The 14,419-nt window shown below is 64.9% G+C and carries 16 protein-coding genes; 8 read left to right on the forward strand and 8 right to left on the reverse strand.

The window, feature by feature from the left end; genetic code table 11:
- The first annotated feature begins 11 nt into the window (after window positions 1-11).
- The 6 genes from dapF (at window position 12) to KVT37_RS15330 (ending at window position 5,855) form a co-directional block, all read left to right on the forward strand.
- Entirely contained in the window at window positions 12-896 is an 885-nt protein-coding gene (gene dapF, locus KVT37_RS15305; RefSeq protein ID WP_217574376.1) for a diaminopimelate epimerase, read from the forward strand.
- The gene (gene mtaB / locus KVT37_RS15310; RefSeq protein ID WP_217574385.1) at window positions 896-2,206 is read left to right on the forward strand and encodes a tRNA (N(6)-L-threonylcarbamoyladenosine(37)-C(2))-methylthiotransferase MtaB; all 1,311 of its coding nucleotides are present in this window, start codon (window positions 896-898) and stop codon (window positions 2,204-2,206) included. The genes dapF and mtaB overlap by 1 nt, the downstream gene beginning before the upstream one ends.
- Window positions 2,207-2,221: 15 nt before the next feature.
- Window positions 2,222-3,925 carry a signal recognition particle-docking protein FtsY gene (gene ftsY / locus KVT37_RS15315; RefSeq protein WP_217574387.1) on the forward strand — a complete coding sequence of 568 codons (1,704 nt, stop codon included), beginning with the start codon at window positions 2,222-2,224 and terminating at the stop codon, window positions 3,923-3,925.
- 62 nt (window positions 3,926-3,987) lie between these two features.
- Window positions 3,988-4,644, forward strand: coding sequence for a septation protein A (locus KVT37_RS15320; protein WP_112100962.1), 657 nt, complete (start codon window positions 3,988-3,990; stop codon window positions 4,642-4,644).
- A gap of 20 nt (window positions 4,645-4,664) precedes the next feature.
- The gene (locus KVT37_RS15325; protein ID WP_217574390.1) at window positions 4,665-5,285 is read left to right on the forward strand and encodes a pyridoxamine 5'-phosphate oxidase family protein; all 621 of its coding nucleotides are present in this window, start codon (window positions 4,665-4,667) and stop codon (window positions 5,283-5,285) included.
- Between the two features lie 96 nt (window positions 5,286-5,381).
- Complete coding sequence (locus tag KVT37_RS15330; RefSeq protein ID WP_254634046.1) at window positions 5,382-5,855, forward strand: NADPH-dependent FMN reductase; 474 nt, start codon at window positions 5,382-5,384, stop codon at window positions 5,853-5,855.
- A gap of 190 nt (window positions 5,856-6,045) precedes the next feature.
- Here KVT37_RS15330 and KVT37_RS15335 read toward each other — a convergent pair whose 3' ends face one another.
- Window positions 6,046-6,252 (reverse strand): 4-oxalocrotonate tautomerase family protein, encoded by a 207-nt coding sequence (locus KVT37_RS15335; protein WP_217574393.1) that lies wholly within the window; start codon window positions 6,250-6,252, stop codon window positions 6,046-6,048.
- Between the two features lie 180 nt (window positions 6,253-6,432).
- On the reverse strand, window positions 6,433-7,353 hold the full coding sequence (locus KVT37_RS15340; RefSeq protein WP_217574395.1) for an SMP-30/gluconolactonase/LRE family protein: 921 nt from the start codon (window positions 7,351-7,353) through the stop codon (window positions 6,433-6,435).
- Between the two features lie 294 nt (window positions 7,354-7,647).
- On the opposite strand from KVT37_RS15340, the gene KVT37_RS15345 reads away from it, so the two are divergent.
- Entirely contained in the window at window positions 7,648-7,812 is a 165-nt protein-coding gene (locus KVT37_RS15345; RefSeq protein ID WP_254634033.1) for a hypothetical protein, read from the forward strand.
- 30 nt (window positions 7,813-7,842) lie between these two features.
- Here KVT37_RS15345 and KVT37_RS15350 read toward each other — a convergent pair whose 3' ends face one another.
- The 5 genes from KVT37_RS15350 to ccmA form a co-directional block, all read right to left on the reverse strand.
- On the reverse strand, window positions 7,843-8,421 hold the full coding sequence (locus tag KVT37_RS15350; protein ID WP_217574399.1) for a DsbE family thiol:disulfide interchange protein: 579 nt from the start codon (window positions 8,419-8,421) through the stop codon (window positions 7,843-7,845).
- Window positions 8,418-8,591, reverse strand: a complete 174-nt coding sequence (ccmD, locus tag KVT37_RS15355; protein ID WP_217574401.1) for a heme exporter protein CcmD — start codon at window positions 8,589-8,591, stop codon at window positions 8,418-8,420. Before ccmD ends, KVT37_RS15350 begins: the two co-directional genes overlap by 4 nt.
- A gap of 83 nt (window positions 8,592-8,674) precedes the next feature.
- Window positions 8,675-9,058 (reverse strand): Imm50 family immunity protein, encoded by a 384-nt coding sequence (locus tag KVT37_RS15360; protein WP_217574403.1) that lies wholly within the window; start codon window positions 9,056-9,058, stop codon window positions 8,675-8,677.
- Complete coding sequence (gene ccmB / locus KVT37_RS15365; RefSeq protein WP_217574405.1) at window positions 9,058-9,723, reverse strand: heme exporter protein CcmB; 666 nt, start codon at window positions 9,721-9,723, stop codon at window positions 9,058-9,060. The genes KVT37_RS15360 and ccmB overlap by 1 nt, the downstream gene beginning before the upstream one ends.
- Window positions 9,724-9,919: 196 nt before the next feature.
- Complete coding sequence (gene ccmA, locus KVT37_RS15370) at window positions 9,920-10,528, reverse strand: heme ABC exporter ATP-binding protein CcmA (protein WP_217574407.1); 609 nt, start codon at window positions 10,526-10,528, stop codon at window positions 9,920-9,922.
- A 284-nt stretch (window positions 10,529-10,812) separates the two neighbouring features.
- Here ccmA and acnA point away from each other — a divergent pair, with 284 nt between their 5' ends.
- Window positions 10,813-13,503, forward strand: a complete 2,691-nt coding sequence (gene acnA / locus KVT37_RS15375) for an aconitate hydratase AcnA (protein ID WP_217574409.1) — start codon at window positions 10,813-10,815, stop codon at window positions 13,501-13,503.
- Between the two features lie 85 nt (window positions 13,504-13,588).
- Here acnA and KVT37_RS15380 read toward each other — a convergent pair whose 3' ends face one another.
- The gene (locus tag KVT37_RS15380; protein WP_217574411.1) at window positions 13,589-14,263 is read right to left on the reverse strand and encodes a ceramidase domain-containing protein; all 675 of its coding nucleotides are present in this window, start codon (window positions 14,261-14,263) and stop codon (window positions 13,589-13,591) included.
- Window positions 14,264-14,419: the final 156 nt, after the last annotated feature.

The raw sequence follows: 14,419 nt of genomic DNA on the forward strand, positions 1-14,419 counted from the left end.
TGACCGGTTAGATGGCAGGCACCGCCCCCTTCGCCAAGATGAACGGCATCGGCAACGAGATCATCGTCGCCGATATGCGTGGCCGTGCCGACAAGGTGACGGCGGAAGCGGCGATCGCGCTCAACGGCGACGTGGCGACCAAGTTCGACCAGATCATGGCGATCCATGACGCGCGGACGCCCGGCACCGCCTATTACATCGACATCCTGAATTCCGACGGATCCGGCGCGCAGGCCTGCGGCAACGGCACGCGCTGCGTCGTGCAGGCCCTGGCCGCCGAGACCGGCCAGAAGAGCTTCATCTTCGAGACCCGCGCCGGCATCCTCAATGCCGTGGAACACGCCGATGGCACGATCTCGGTCGACATGGGCATCCCCCACTTCGGCTGGCAGGACATCCCGCTGGCGGAAGAGTTCCGCGATACGCGCATGATCGAACTGCAGATCGGTCCGATCGATGCGCCGGTGCTACATTCGCCCTCGGCCGTGTCGATGGGCAATCCGCATGCCATCTTCTGGATCGATAACGACGTCTGGTCCTACGAGCTCGACCGCTTCGGCCCGCTGCTCGAAAACCATCCGATCTTCCCCGAGCGCGCCAACATCACGCTGGCGCAGGTGACGTCACCCGAAACGATGATCATCCGCACATGGGAGCGCGGCGCCGGCCTCACCAAGGCCTGCGGCTCGGCGGCCTGCGCCGCCGTGGTGGCTGCCGCCCGCACCAGGCGTACCGGCCGCAGCGTTTCGCTGATGACACCGGGCGGCGGCGAGCTGCATGTGGAATGGCGCGACGACGACCACGTCATCCTGACGGGCGCGGCCGAATGGGAATTTTCCGGCAGCTTCGACCCCTCGACCGGCGCCTGGGCCCGCGACACCGAAAGCGCCGCCTGATGTCCGCCCTTAAAAAAGGCGTGCCCAAAGGTATCGACGTCGTCACCTTCGGTTGCCGCCTCAACACCTATGAATCGGAAGTGATGCGCCGCGAGGCCGAGAGCGCCGGGCTGGGCGCGCTCGCGGGCGGCGCCGTCATCTTCAACACCTGCGCCGTCACCGCCGAGGCGGTGCGCCAGGCCAAGCAGGCGATCCGCAAGGCTCGCCGCGAAAACCCCGAGGCGCGCATCATCGTCACCGGCTGCGCCGCCCAGACCGAGCCGCAGAACTTCGCCGCCATGGACGAGGTCGATCTCGTGCTCGGCAACGAAGAAAAGCTCAAGGCGAACTCCTACCGGGCGCTGCCCGATTTCGGCGTCAACGACACCGAGAAGGCGCGCGTCAACGACATCTTCTCGGTGCGCGAGACGGCAGGCCACATGGTCGACGCCATCGAAGGCCGGGCGCGCGCCTTCGTGCAAGTGCAAAATGGCTGCGACCACCGCTGCACCTTCTGCATCATCCCTTACGGACGCGGCAATTCGCGTTCGGTGCCGATGGGCGCCGTGGTCGAGCAGGTGAAGCGCCTTGCCGGCAACGGCTATGCCGAGATCGTGCTGACCGGCGTCGACATGACCAGCTTCGGTGCCGACCTGCCGGGCAGCCCGAAGCTCGGCAGACTGGTGAAGACGATCCTGCGCCAGGTGCCGGACGTGAAGCGGCTCCGGCTGTCCTCGATCGATTCCATCGAGGCCGATGACGACCTGCTCGATGCCATCGCCACCGAACCAAGGCTGATGCCGCATCTGCATCTGTCGCTGCAATCGGGCGACGACATGATCCTGAAGCGCATGAAGCGCCGCCATCTGCGCGACCAGTCGATCCGCTTCTGCGAGGACGTGCGCAAGCTGCGCCCCGGCATCGTCTTCGGCGCCGACATCATCGCCGGCTTCCCGACCGAGACCGAGGCGATGTTCGAGAATTCGGAGAAAATCGTCGAGGAATGCGGCCTGACGCATCTCCACGTCTTCCCGTTCAGCCCACGCGAAGGCACGCCTGCGGCTCGCATGCCGCAGGTTCGCCGCGAGGTGGTGAAGCAGCGCGCCGCGAGACTGCGCGCCGCCGGCGAGGCCGCCTATCGCCGTCACCTCACCTCGCTCCCCGGCACGCGGCAGTCGATCCTGGTCGAGCGCGACGGGCTCGGCCGCACCGAAGGTTTTACGCTGGCCGCGATCGACACGGGCGCCCCCGGGGAGATCGTCGACGCCATGATCACCGGCCATGACGGCGCCCGACTGATTGCGGCGCCGCTTGCCGCGCAAGCCGCCTGAGAAACTGCGAGACGCATGGCTGGTTTTTTCAAGAAGATATTTTCGTTCGGCAAGAAAGAGGTCGTCGAAGAGCGCGTCGACGAGACGGCTCCGCTGCCGCCGATCAAAAGGGATCAGCTGGACGCGCTGAAGCCGGAGGCCGAGCCGGCTGCGCCGGAGGTCTTGGCGCGCGAGGAAGCACAGCCGGCGGCGGAGGTCGCGCCGGCGAGCGAACCCGCTGTTGAGCTTGCCCCCGCTCCGCTGCCGGAAGAGCCGCAGCCCGAGCCCGCTCCGACCGTTCCGCCGACGCCGGAACCGACAATTCCCGCCGAACCGGAACCGCTGCCGCAGCCCGAGCCGGAAGAAGAGCCGCAACCGGCGCCTGAGAAGCCCGAGCCGCCAGCCCCCGAGGAAGTGCCGCCGGCGCAACCCGAGCCGGCACAGCAGCCCGAACCTGCTCCACAGGAAGTGCCCGCACCTGCGCCGGCTCAGCCGGACATCGAGCCTTCGCGTCCCGAGCCGCGGCCCGAGCCCGCGCCTGTCGAAGTGCCGACGCCGCCGAGCGAGGTTCCCGCCGAGACGCCGGCGCCGATCGAGGTGCCGCCAGCGGAGGCTCCTTCCGTCGAGCCAACCGCAGAGGCCGGCGCTGCCCCTCATCCGCCTGCCGGCACCTTCTCCCCGTATAGGGACGGGGAGAAGAATGAAGCTCCAACGCCCGCGCCCGTACCTCCGCCGCAGCCTGCCCCCGCCGTCGGCAAAGTCACCGTCGCCAAGAAAGTCGAGCAGAAGGCCGAGCCGGTAAAAGCGCCGGAGCCAGTAGTTCGCCGCTCCTGGTTCCAGCGCATGCGCGAAGGGCTCGCCCGCTCCTCGCGCGAGCTGACCGGCAACATTGCCGGCGTCTTCACCAAGCGCAAGCTGGACGACGACACGCTGCAGGATCTGGAGGACGTGCTGATCCGCGCCGATCTCGGTGTGGAGACGGCGCTGCGCGTCACCGATTCACTCGCCTCCAGCCGTTATGGTCGTGACATTTCCGACGCGGAAGTCCGCGCCGTGATGGCCGCGGAGGTGGAGAAGGTGCTGACCCCGGTGGCAAAACCGCTGGAACTCGACCTCAGCCACAAGCCGCATGTCATCCTGGTGGTCGGCGTCAACGGCACCGGCAAGACCACCACGATCGGCAAATTGGCGGCAAAACTCACCGATGGCGGCCTGAAAGTGATGCTGGCCGCCGGCGACACGTTCCGCGCCGCCGCGATCGAGCAGCTGAAGATCTGGGGCGAGCGCACGAAATCGCCTGTCGTCGCCACCAAGCTCGGCGCCGACGCCGCCGGCCTCGCTTACGACGCCTTCGAAAAGGCGAAGGAGGCCGGCTCCGACGTTTTGATCATCGACACGGCCGGCCGGCTGCAGAACAAGACCGAGCTGATGGCGGAGCTGGAAAAGATCGTGCGCGTGCTGGGCAAGCTCGATCCCGAAGCGCCGCATACGGTGCTGCAGACGGTCGACGCCACCACCGGCCAGAATGCGCTGAACCAGGTCGAGATCTTCCGCAATGTCGCCGGCGTCAACGGCCTGGTGATGACCAAGCTGGACGGCACGGCGCGTGGCGGTATTCTGGTGGCGATCGCCGCCAAGCACCGGCTGCCGGTCTATTTCATCGGCGTCGGCGAGCAGGTCGACGACCTCGAACCGTTTTCCGCCAGCGAATTCGCGAGGGCGATCGCCGGCGTGGCTTGAATGAAGCGCGATCTCTTGAAATGGCCTGCTTTTCGGCCAGATCATGCGCAAGAAGGGTTTTTATGAACATCATCGAACGCGACCCGTCCGATCCACGCCGCAAGCCGGTCAATCCCGGCTTGAAGTTCCTGCTCGAGCTGGGTCCGGGCCTGGTGTTCTTCTTCACCACGATCCGCGGCGAGTGGCTGGCCGAGAAATTCCCGGTGCTCAGCCATCTCGGCGAGCCGATCCTGATCGCCACCGCCTTCTTCATGGTCGCGACCGCGCTGTCGCTCAGCGCCTCCTGGCTGCTGACCCGTAGCCTGCCGCTGATGCCGCTGGTGTCGGCGATCGTCGTCTTCGTCTTCGGCGCGCTCGCTCTCTACCTGCAAGATAAGACCTTCGCCTTCATGAAGCCGACGATCATCAATTCGCTGTTCGGCGTCACGCTGCTCGGCGGGCTTTTGTTCGGCCGGTCGCTGCTCGGCTACGTCTTCGATTCCGCCTTCCAGCTCGACGCCGAAGGCTGGCGCAAGCTGACCTTCCGCTGGGGGCTGTTCTTCCTGTTCCTGGCCGTGCTCAACGAGGTGGTGTGGCGCAACTTCTCGGAAGCGACCTGGCTATATTTCAAGGTCTGGGGCACGATCCCGATCACCTTGCTGTTCACCTTCAGCCAGATGCCGCTGATCATGCGCCACTCGCTCGAGGAAAAACCCAAGGAAGAGAAGGCCGGCAACTAAGGGCAAGTCAGGGGGACGGCATGGAATTCCTCACCACGCATGACGAGTTGAGGACGATCTACAAGACGCCCCGGCCGACCGACGGCTCGATCCGCAAGGAGCTGAAAAGCCTCGACGGCCATTGCCGCTCCTTTATCGGCAAGAGCCCCTTCGTGCTGATCGGCTCTTCCGACGGCGCCGGCAATGCCGACGTCACGCCGAAGGGCGACAAGCCAGGCTTCACCGCCATCCTCGACAACTCCACCATCGCCATCCCCGACCGCCCCGGCAACAACCGTCTCGACACGCTGGAAAACATCATCCGCAACCCGTCGGTCGGGCTGCTCTTCCTCATTCCCGGCATGAACGAGACGCTGCGCGTCAACGGCGATGCCCGCATCACCGTCGACCCCGCCTTGCGCGAACGCCTGGCCGTCGACGGCAAGGAACCGCAGAGCGTCATCGTGGTGACGGTCAAGGCCGCCTACATGCACTGCGCCAAGGCCTTCATGCGCTCTGATCTCTGGAAGCCGGAGACCTGGTACGACCGCGCGACGCTGCCGACGCTCGGCCAGATCATCCGCGACCAGCTGGCGCTGGCCGAAAGCGCCGGCGAGATCGACCGCGAGATCGACGACGATTATCGCCAGACCATGTGGTAGGCTTGGCGGACGACTCACTCTTTCGTCCGGCTCTCTCCCCTGATCGAGATCATCGCCATATCGGGCAGCCTGCGCGCCACCTCGACCAACTCGGCCCTGGTTGCGGCGCTTGCAGCCAACGCGCCTCCGGCCTGTCGCATCGAGGTTTTTGACGGCCTCGGCCGCTTGCCGATCTTCAACCCCGACGACGAGGGCGAGCGCACGCCGCCCGAAGTGGCGCGCCTGATCGAGGCCGTCACCCGCGCGGACGGCGTCATCGTCTCCTGTCCGGAATATGCGCATGGCGTGCCCGGCGGCCTGAAGAACGCGCTGGACTGGCTGGTGTCGCGCGACGCCGCCGTCGGCAAGCCGGCAATGCTCGTCCACGCCTCGCCGCGCTCGCTCTATGCGCGCGCGGCGCTGGCGGAGGTGATGCGGACCATGTCGTTCGCGCTGTATGAGGAGACGCTGGAGATCGCGCTGCTGGGCAAGAAGCCGGCGGAGGTGGAGACGATCCTAGCGGAGGATGCGAACCGGCGGGCGATGCGCGGAGCGATCGAGGCTTTTGCCGGGTTTATTCGGGTGCGGTGAGCGGTCTTCCCTTCTCCCCTTGTGGGAGAAGGTGGATCGGCGCGCAGCGCCGAGACGGATGAGGGGTGTTCCAGCGGAGTGAGACGTTGGCGACCTCGTCGCTGGACAAACGGCGTCGCCAAGCTGGAGCACCCCTCATCCGACCTCGCTTCGCGAGGCCACCTTCTGCCACAAGGGGAGAAGGAAGAAGCTACCCCTTCCGCAGCGTCTCGACATCGGTCTTGCCGACATACCAGTCGCGGGCGTTGACCTCCTCGAACACCACCCAGACGTCGTCATTGCCGAGCCCGGTGGCGTCCATGATGGCCGAGGTCACCTTCCTGGCGATGTCAGCCTTCTTGCCGGCCGGATCGGCGGCGATCACTTCCTTGACGATGCGGATGTTGACGAATGGCATGATGTCCTCCCCTTGGATTCTGCCTGCGCCGCCGGGAGACTGTTTCGAAATTCGCTCCGGCGAGTCATATGGTGGTGGTTTCGAGAACCGGAGCGGAGCGGACATTTGGTCCGTGAACACCGGAAGCGCAGAAAACGCCAGCAGATGGCCGTCGGAGTAGAATTTCCAAACAGTCTCACCTCAATATGTCTTGGCCCCATTCACCATCAGCCGGACCATATAGAGCGAGGTGGTGCCGGCGATGTAGAGGCAGTTCAGCTTGTTGCCGCCGAAGACGCAGTTGGCGGTCACCTCCGGCACCTTGACCTTGCCGATCAGCGTGCCGTCCGGATCGTAGCAATGGATGCCGTCGGCGGCACTGGTCCAGATACGCCCGTCGGAATCGAGCCGGAACCCATCGAACAGGCCGGCGGTGCAGTCGGCGAACACCTTGCCGCCGGAAACCTTCTTGCCGTGCTTGCCGATGGTGAAGACCCGCATATGCGCCGGGTTCTTCTCGCCATGCGTGCGGCCGGTATCGACGACATAGAGCAGGCTTTCGTCCAGCGAGAAGGCAAGCCCGTTCGGCCGCACCATGTCGGTGATGACGGCCTCGATGTCGCCGGTGTCCGGATCGACGCGATAGACGTTGCAGTTGCCGATCTCGCTCTCGGCCTTGTCGCCCTCATAATCGGAGTCGATGCCGTAGGTCGGATCGGTGAACCAGATCGAGCCGTCAGAGCGCACCACCACGTCGTTGGGCGAATTCAGCCGCTTGCCCTTCCATTTGTCGGCGATGGTGGTGACCGAGCCGTCATGCTCGGTGCGGCTGACGCGGCGGCCGGAATGCTCGCAGGTCACCAGCCGGCCCTGCCGGTCGACGGTGTTGCCGTTGGAATTGCCGGAGGGCTGGCGGAACACGCTGACGCTGCCGTCGGTCTCGTCATAGCGCAGCATGCGGTTGTTGGGGATGTCGGACCAGACGACATAGCGGCCGGCGGCGAACCAGGCCGGGCCTTCCGCCCAGCGGCAGCCGGTGAACAGCTTTTCCACCTGCGCATTGCCGTTGAACAGGCGCGCGAAGCGCGGATCGAGAACTTCGTAATAGTCTGCGGCGGCCATGCATTTCCTCCCGGCATCAGGTGACGGGCGGATCAAGCCAGCCCGCAACCGATCTGGCAAGACGGCAAGCCGGTAATTTGTATGACAAAACCGGTGAGAAATACGTGAAGTCCGCCCTATGCCGACGCCATACGAGACGCATGGATCGGTTAGGCTTGGGTTAACCGGCTATGCGCTGGCTGCAATGGTGCATTGCAACATCTTTCTTTTGCAACGCACCATTCCTATGTCATGCTCACAAACGTCAGGGAGGAACAACCGGCCGCACCAGTGCGGCATGAAAGGAACCCTGTCATGTTCGACACTCTTGTCTCCCGCGCCCGCGCCAGCATGGCCAAGCGCCGCCACTACAACCGCCTCGTCGCCGAAATCGAGAACCTGTCCAGCCGCGATCTCGCCGATCTGCGCGCCGACCGTTCCGAGATGCTGTACCAGATCCACAAGCAGATCTACGGCTGAGCTTCGACGCTTCGCATGAGGGGCGCCATGTCAACCCGGCGCCGCCAGCGCCTTTTCAACCTGCGGCAACAATAAATACCTTGCCGATTCCGGCGTCAGCGGCCCCACATGCTTGTAGGCGATCTTGCCGTCCTTGCCGATGACGAAGGTCTCCGGCACGCCATAGACGCCCCAGTCGATTGCTGCGCGCCCGGCCGGGTCGACGCCGATGGCCTGATAGGGATTGCCAAGATCGCCCAGGAAGCGGCGGGCGTTTTCCGGCTGGTCCTTGTAGTTCAGCGCCGCGAGCGTGAAGCGCTTGTCCTGCGACAGTCCAAGCAGCACCGGATGCTCTTCGCGGCACGGCGCGCACCAGGACGCGAACACATTGACCAGCGTCACCTTGCCGGCGAAGGACTTCGAATCCAATCCTGGCAGGTTCGTTCCTTCGAGCGGCGGCAGGCTGGTCTGCGGCGCCGGCAAGCCGATCAGCGCCGAGGGAATTTCCGAGACGTCGCGGCCCGACAGAAGCTGCGACAGGAACAGCCCCGCCAGCCCCAGGAACACCAAGAGCGGCAAAAGCACGAACAGGCGGCGGCGCGGCGCCGGCGCTTCGGTTTCGTTGCTCACGGTTTTGCCGCCCCGGATTTGTCGGAACGCCGACGCACACCGGCCGCTTCCAGCGCCGCAAGCTCGCGCTTGCGCGCCCGCTGATCGAGCAGGATCCAGCCGATCAGCCCGGCGAGCCCGATCGCCGTGATGGCATAGGCGGCGGTGACGAACAGGGCGTGCGCGCTCATTTCTCGATCCAAAACTTGTGACGGTCGTTCATAGCGACGCCGATCGCCGGCCGCAATGAACGCCGTCTGCGGCGGATTTGCGGTCACAACGAGCCTGACTGCAGGATGCCTGTTATGCCGATGATGCGCATCCATCGGCACGTCAGCGACAGCCGGACCGCTCCCTCGCAGGTAAGCAGTATCTTGCCGTCCTCGTCCCACATCCTGATCGCACTCGAGCCGTGACTACGGAATTTGCGAAGGCTGATCGTCTCGACCGCCATGTACTCCAGGGTAAAGGACACTGCGTTGAACTCGCGCCATTTGGCGGGAGGGCGATAAGGGAGCACTGTCGAGATAAACGACAGACGCATGCAGGGCCCGTTGCGGTTCATATCGGCCGACGTGACCTCGACGGACGACAGATCGGGGTAGTTGCCGTAGATATTTTGCAGAAAGATCGGGTTCTCGATCCGCAGCGGCCACATCAGTCCGTCCCATGGCGTAGCGCCAGCGCCGCAGCCAGCGGCCCGATCACGGCAAGAAATAGTGTCAGCGCGGCAAGAATGAGGAAGGGCTGCAGGAACGGCGCCGGATCGGCGACGGCGCCGTAGCTGGCCGAAACGCCGAAGATCAGCACCGGAATGGTGAGCGGCAGCACCAGCACCGAGATCAGCAGTCCGCCGCGCGGCAGCGCCACCGCGACAGCCGCGCCGGCGGCGCCGATGAAGGTGATGGCCGGCGTGCCGACGAGAAGCGTCAGCGCCGTGGCGCCGATGCCGAGCGGTTCCATGTTCATGAACAGGCCAAGCAGGGGCGCGGCGACCACCAGCGGCAGCACGCTGCCCGTCCAATGCGCCAGGCATTTCGTCAGCACCGTCAGCGCCAGCATGTGGCGGTCGCTGTTGAGCACCAGAAGATCGAGCGAGCCGTCCTCGCGGTCGGCCTGGAAGAGGCGATCGAGTCCGAGCAGGCAGGCAAGCAGCGCCGCGATCCACAGGATCGCCGGCCCGATGCGGGCGAGCAGATTGAGGTCGGGGCCGACGCCGAAAGGAATGGTGACGATGACGGCGAGGAAGAAGATGACGCCGATCAAGGCGCCGCCGCCGGCGCGGATGGAGAGGCGGATATCACGCAGGAAGAGGGCTAGCATGATTTGAGATGCCTGCGCCCAGGCCCCCCTCTCTGGCCTGCCGGCCATCTCCCCCTCAAGGGGGGAGATTGGATGTCACCCCGGCCTTCGCCAATCTCCAACGCGGCAATGCTAGCGGGGCGCCTGAACTGCCGATCTCCCCCCTTGAGGGGGAGATGCCCGGCAGGGCAGAGAGGGGGGTGCCAGAGCGCCAACCTCAACCGACTTCCCCCATTATAAGCGCCTTCGCCCCCTCAAGCCCCAGCGGTAGATGCGTGGCCGCCACCAAAATCCCCCCATCCCGCAAATGCTCCCGCATCAACCCCGCGAACCGTTCCTCCGAAGCCTTATCCAGCCCCGCCGTCGGCTCATCCAGCAGCCAGATCGGCCGCCGGCTGACCAGAAGCTTGGCGATCGACGCTCGTCGCCTCTGCCCGGTCGACAGATAGCCGAACGGCAAATGTCCGAGCCCGCCGAGCGCCACCGTCTCCAGCGCCTCTTCGACACTCAACCCCGGCTCGCCCTGAAAAGCGCGCCAGAAGCCGAGATTCTCCTCGACGCTGAGCGCCGTCTTCATCGCGTTGAGATGGCCGAGATAATGCGCGGCCGAGGCGACAGTCGGGAAAGCCTCGCCGCCGCCTTCGACACTTACCTTGCCCCCGGCGGCCGGCAGCAGCCCGGCGACAACCCTCAGCAGGGTCGATTTGCCGGCGCCGTTCGGCCCGGTGACGATGAGCGCCTCGCCCTTTTCGAGGACGAATCCGATGCCGGAGAAGACCGTCTCGCCGCCGCGCTCGCCGCCCAGATTTTCGGCGATCAGCCGCATCCTTGCCCGTCCCGAAAGCACCGTTTCGCGGCCACCGCCGCATCGCACAAATTTGCCTTTCGACTGTCTAGAACTATTCCAGGAAATTCTCTATATGCGGTTCATCCGTGCCAGCGGTCGGCGCGGGAACAGGATTAGCGCCGAACCAGCGCACGCGCCGCCTTGAACGGCTCGGGTTGCTTGGGAGCGGACAGCGGAAATGGCCGTACCCGCACCTTTGCGCGTGATTGCATGCCATCGGCGTCCGTTCCCTTTCAGGCTGAACAGACAAGGACGGATCGCACGTGTCAAAATCCCTCGACAGTTTCAAATGCCGCCGCACCCTGACCGCGGGTGGCGCTGACTATGTCTATTTCGACCTCACCGAGGCCGAGAAGAACGGCCTGACCGGCATCGCCCGGCTGCCCTATTCGATGAAGGTGCTGCTGGAGAACCTGCTGCGCAACGAAGACGGCCGCTCGGTCACCAAGGAGAGCATCCAGGCGGTCGCCGCCTGGCTGACCGACAAGGGCACCGCCGGCGTCGAGATCGCCTATCGCCCGGCCCGCGTGCTGATGCAGGATTTCACCGGCGTTCCGGCCGTGGTCGATCTGGCGGCCATGCGCGACGGCATCAAGGCGCTCGGCGGCGATCCGGAAAAGATCAATCCGCTGGTGCCGGTCGACCTCGTCATCGACCACTCCGTCATCGTCGACGAGTTCGGCACGCCGATGGCCTTCGCCCGCAACGTCGAGCTCGAATATGAGCGCAATGAGGAGCGCTACAAGTTCCTGAAATGGGGCCAGCAGGCGTTCCGCAATTTCCGCGTCGTGCCGCCCGGCACCGGCATCTGCCACCAGGTCAACCTCGAATATCTGGGACAGGTGGTATGGACCAACAGTGAAGACGGCGAAACCACCGCCTATCCCGACACCTGCGTCGGCACCGATTCGCACACCACCATGATCAACGGCCTCGGCGTGCTCGGCTGGGGCGTCGGCGGCATCGAGGCCGAGGCGGCAATGCTCGGCCAGCCGGTCTCCATGCTTTTGCCCGAAGTCATTGGCTTCCGCCTCACCGGCAAGCTCAAGGAAGGCGTCACCGCCACCGACCTCGTCCTCACCGTCACCCAGATGCTGCGCAAGAAGGGCGTCGTCGGCAAGTTCGTCGAGTTCTTCGGCCCGGGCCTTTCCAACATGACGCTGGCCGACCGTGCCACCATCGGCAACATGGCGCCGGAATATGGCGCCACCTGCGGCTTCTTCCCGGTCGACTCGGAGACCATCCGCTATCTCACCATGTCCGGCCGCGAGGAAAGCCGCATCGCGCTTGTCGAGGCCTACTCCAAGGCGCAAGGCATGTGGCGTGACGCCGGCTCGGCCGATCCGGTCTTCACCGACCTGCTCGAGCTCGACCTCGGCGACGTCGTGCCGTCGATGGCCGGTCCGAAGCGTCCCGAGGGCCGCGTCGCGCTGGAAGGCATACCGGCCGGCTTCGCCAAGGCGATGGAGACCGAATACAAGAAGGCCGCCGAGATCTCCAAGCGCTACGCGGTCGAAGGCGCCGGCCACGATCTCGGCCATGGCGACGTCGTCATCGCCGCCATCACGTCGTGCACCAACACCTCGAACCCGAGCGTGCTGATCGGCGCCGGGCTGCTCGCTCGCAACGCCAACCGTGTCGGCCTGAAGCAGAAGCCGTGGGTGAAGACCTCGCTCGCCCCCGGCAGTCAGGTGGTCGCGGAGTATCTCGAAAAATCGGGGCTGCAGAAGGAGCTCGACCAGATCGGCTTCAACCTGGTCGGCTTCGGCTGCACCACCTGCATCGGCAATTCCGGCCCGCTGCCGGCGCCGATCTCGAAAACCATCAACGACAAAGGTTTGATTGCTGCCGCGGTCTTGTCCGGCAACCGCAACTTCGAAGGCCGCGTCTCTCCGGACGTGCAGGCCAACTACCTCGCCTCGCCGCCGCTGGTGGTGGCGCATGCGCTGGCCGGCACGGTGACCAAGGACCTCACCACCGAGCCGCTCGGCGAAGGCAGCGACGGCAAGCCGGTCTATCTCAAGGACATCTGGCCGAGCTCGGCAGAGATCCAGGAGTTCATCGAGAAGAACGTCACGCGCGAGCTGTTCGCGCGCAAATATGCCGACGTCTTCAAGGGCGATGCCTACTGGCAGAAGGTCAAGGCGCCGGAAGGCCAGACCTATGCCTGGGACGACCACTCGACCTATGTGCAGAACCCGCCCTATTTCGCCGGCATGGGCCGCGCCTTCGGCAAGGTCGGCGACATCAAGGGCGCGCGCGTGCTTGGTCTCTTCGGCGACAAGATCACCACCGACCACATCTCGCCGGCGGGTTCGATCAAGGCCGCCTCGCCGGCCGGCAAGTATCTGACCGAGCATGGTGTCGGCGTCGCCGACTTCAACCAGTACGGCACGCGGCGCGGCAACCACGAGGTGATGATGCGCGGCACCTTCGCCAACATCCGCATCCGCAACCACATGCTGGGCGAGAACGGCCGCGAGGGCGGCTACACGATCCACTATCCCTCGAAGGAGGAGATGTCGATCTACGACGCCGCCATGGAATACAAGCGCGAGGGCGTGCCGCTGGTGATCTTCGCCGGCGTCGAATACGGCAACGGCTCGTCGCGCGACTGGGCGGCCAAGGGCACCAACCTGCTTGGCGTTCGCGCCGTCATCGCCCAGTCCTTCGAGCGCATCCACCGCTCGAACCTGGTCGGCATGGGCGTCATCCCCTTCGTCTTCGAGGACGGCACCTCATGGGCCTCGCTCAACCTGAAGGGCGACGAAACGGTCGAGATCGACGGCCTGGACGCGATCAAGCCGCGCCAGAAGATGGTCGCCAAGGTCACCTATGGCGACGGCACGGTGAAGAACGTGCCGATCATCTGCCGCATCGATACACTGGATGAGCTCGACTACTTCAAGAACGGCGGCATTCTGCAGTACGTGCTGCGCGACTTGGCCGCTTAGCAGCGGCCAGGGAGTAGGGGAGTAAGGGAATAGGGCAGTAGGGATAAAGTTGCTGCTCGATCCTCTTCCCTACTCCCCTACTGCCTTACTCCCCTACTCCCTTTGCTTTCCCAAACCTCGCCACCGCCGCCAGCAGCACGGCGAGCATCAGCGCGTTGAAGACGTGCCAGAGGAAATGCGTGCCGAGCGGGAAGCTGGCGCAGACCAGGGGATCGACCATGCGGCAGATGGCCGAGACGACGAAGATCGCCGATCCGGTCAGATTGTACCAGCCGGCCCTGTTGCCGGTGGCTGCGATCCATACCCCGAAGAAGGCAAGCGCAAGGAAAGGCGGGAGATAGCTCGTGGTGCCGTTCGACGCCTGGCGCAGCCAGTCCGGCACCGCATAGGTGATCAGCCCCGAGACCGCATAGAAGGCGACGAAAACGAGGATCGCCTTGCCCCATGACATGCCGAGGAAACGGCGCAGGTTGAACAGCGTGTAGGCCAGCGTGAAGCCGGCGATCGGCAGGATGTCGGCCCAGATCGTGCCTTTGCTGGCGAAGATGTGGAACACGGTCGAGCCGATGCCGATCGCCACCACCCACCAGGCCAGCACTTCGGCGAAGGTACCGGTCTTATGGCGCCGCACCTGCCAGACGCCCCATAGTCCCGCGGCAATGAAAGCCAGGTTGGTCAAAGCATTAGCCGGCTCTGCCCAAAGTCCTGGACCGGTGCGTTCGCAATAGAGATCGACCGGGGTCAGGAGAGTCTGCCACATGGTTAGGATGCTGCTCCCGAATCGAACCAGGCCGTGAAATGCAACGGCCTCTCCTATTGCGGCCTTACCTGAGGTTGCAACGGCAAAATTTCACCGCAACGTGACTTCCCGTTGACTGGCGCTTCTGCCACATATTTTAGCAATCAGAACAAGGCC

The organism is Mesorhizobium sp. GbtcB19 (assembly GCF_019091085.1).
Classification (GTDB): Bacteria; Pseudomonadota; Alphaproteobacteria; order Rhizobiales; family Rhizobiaceae; genus Mesorhizobium.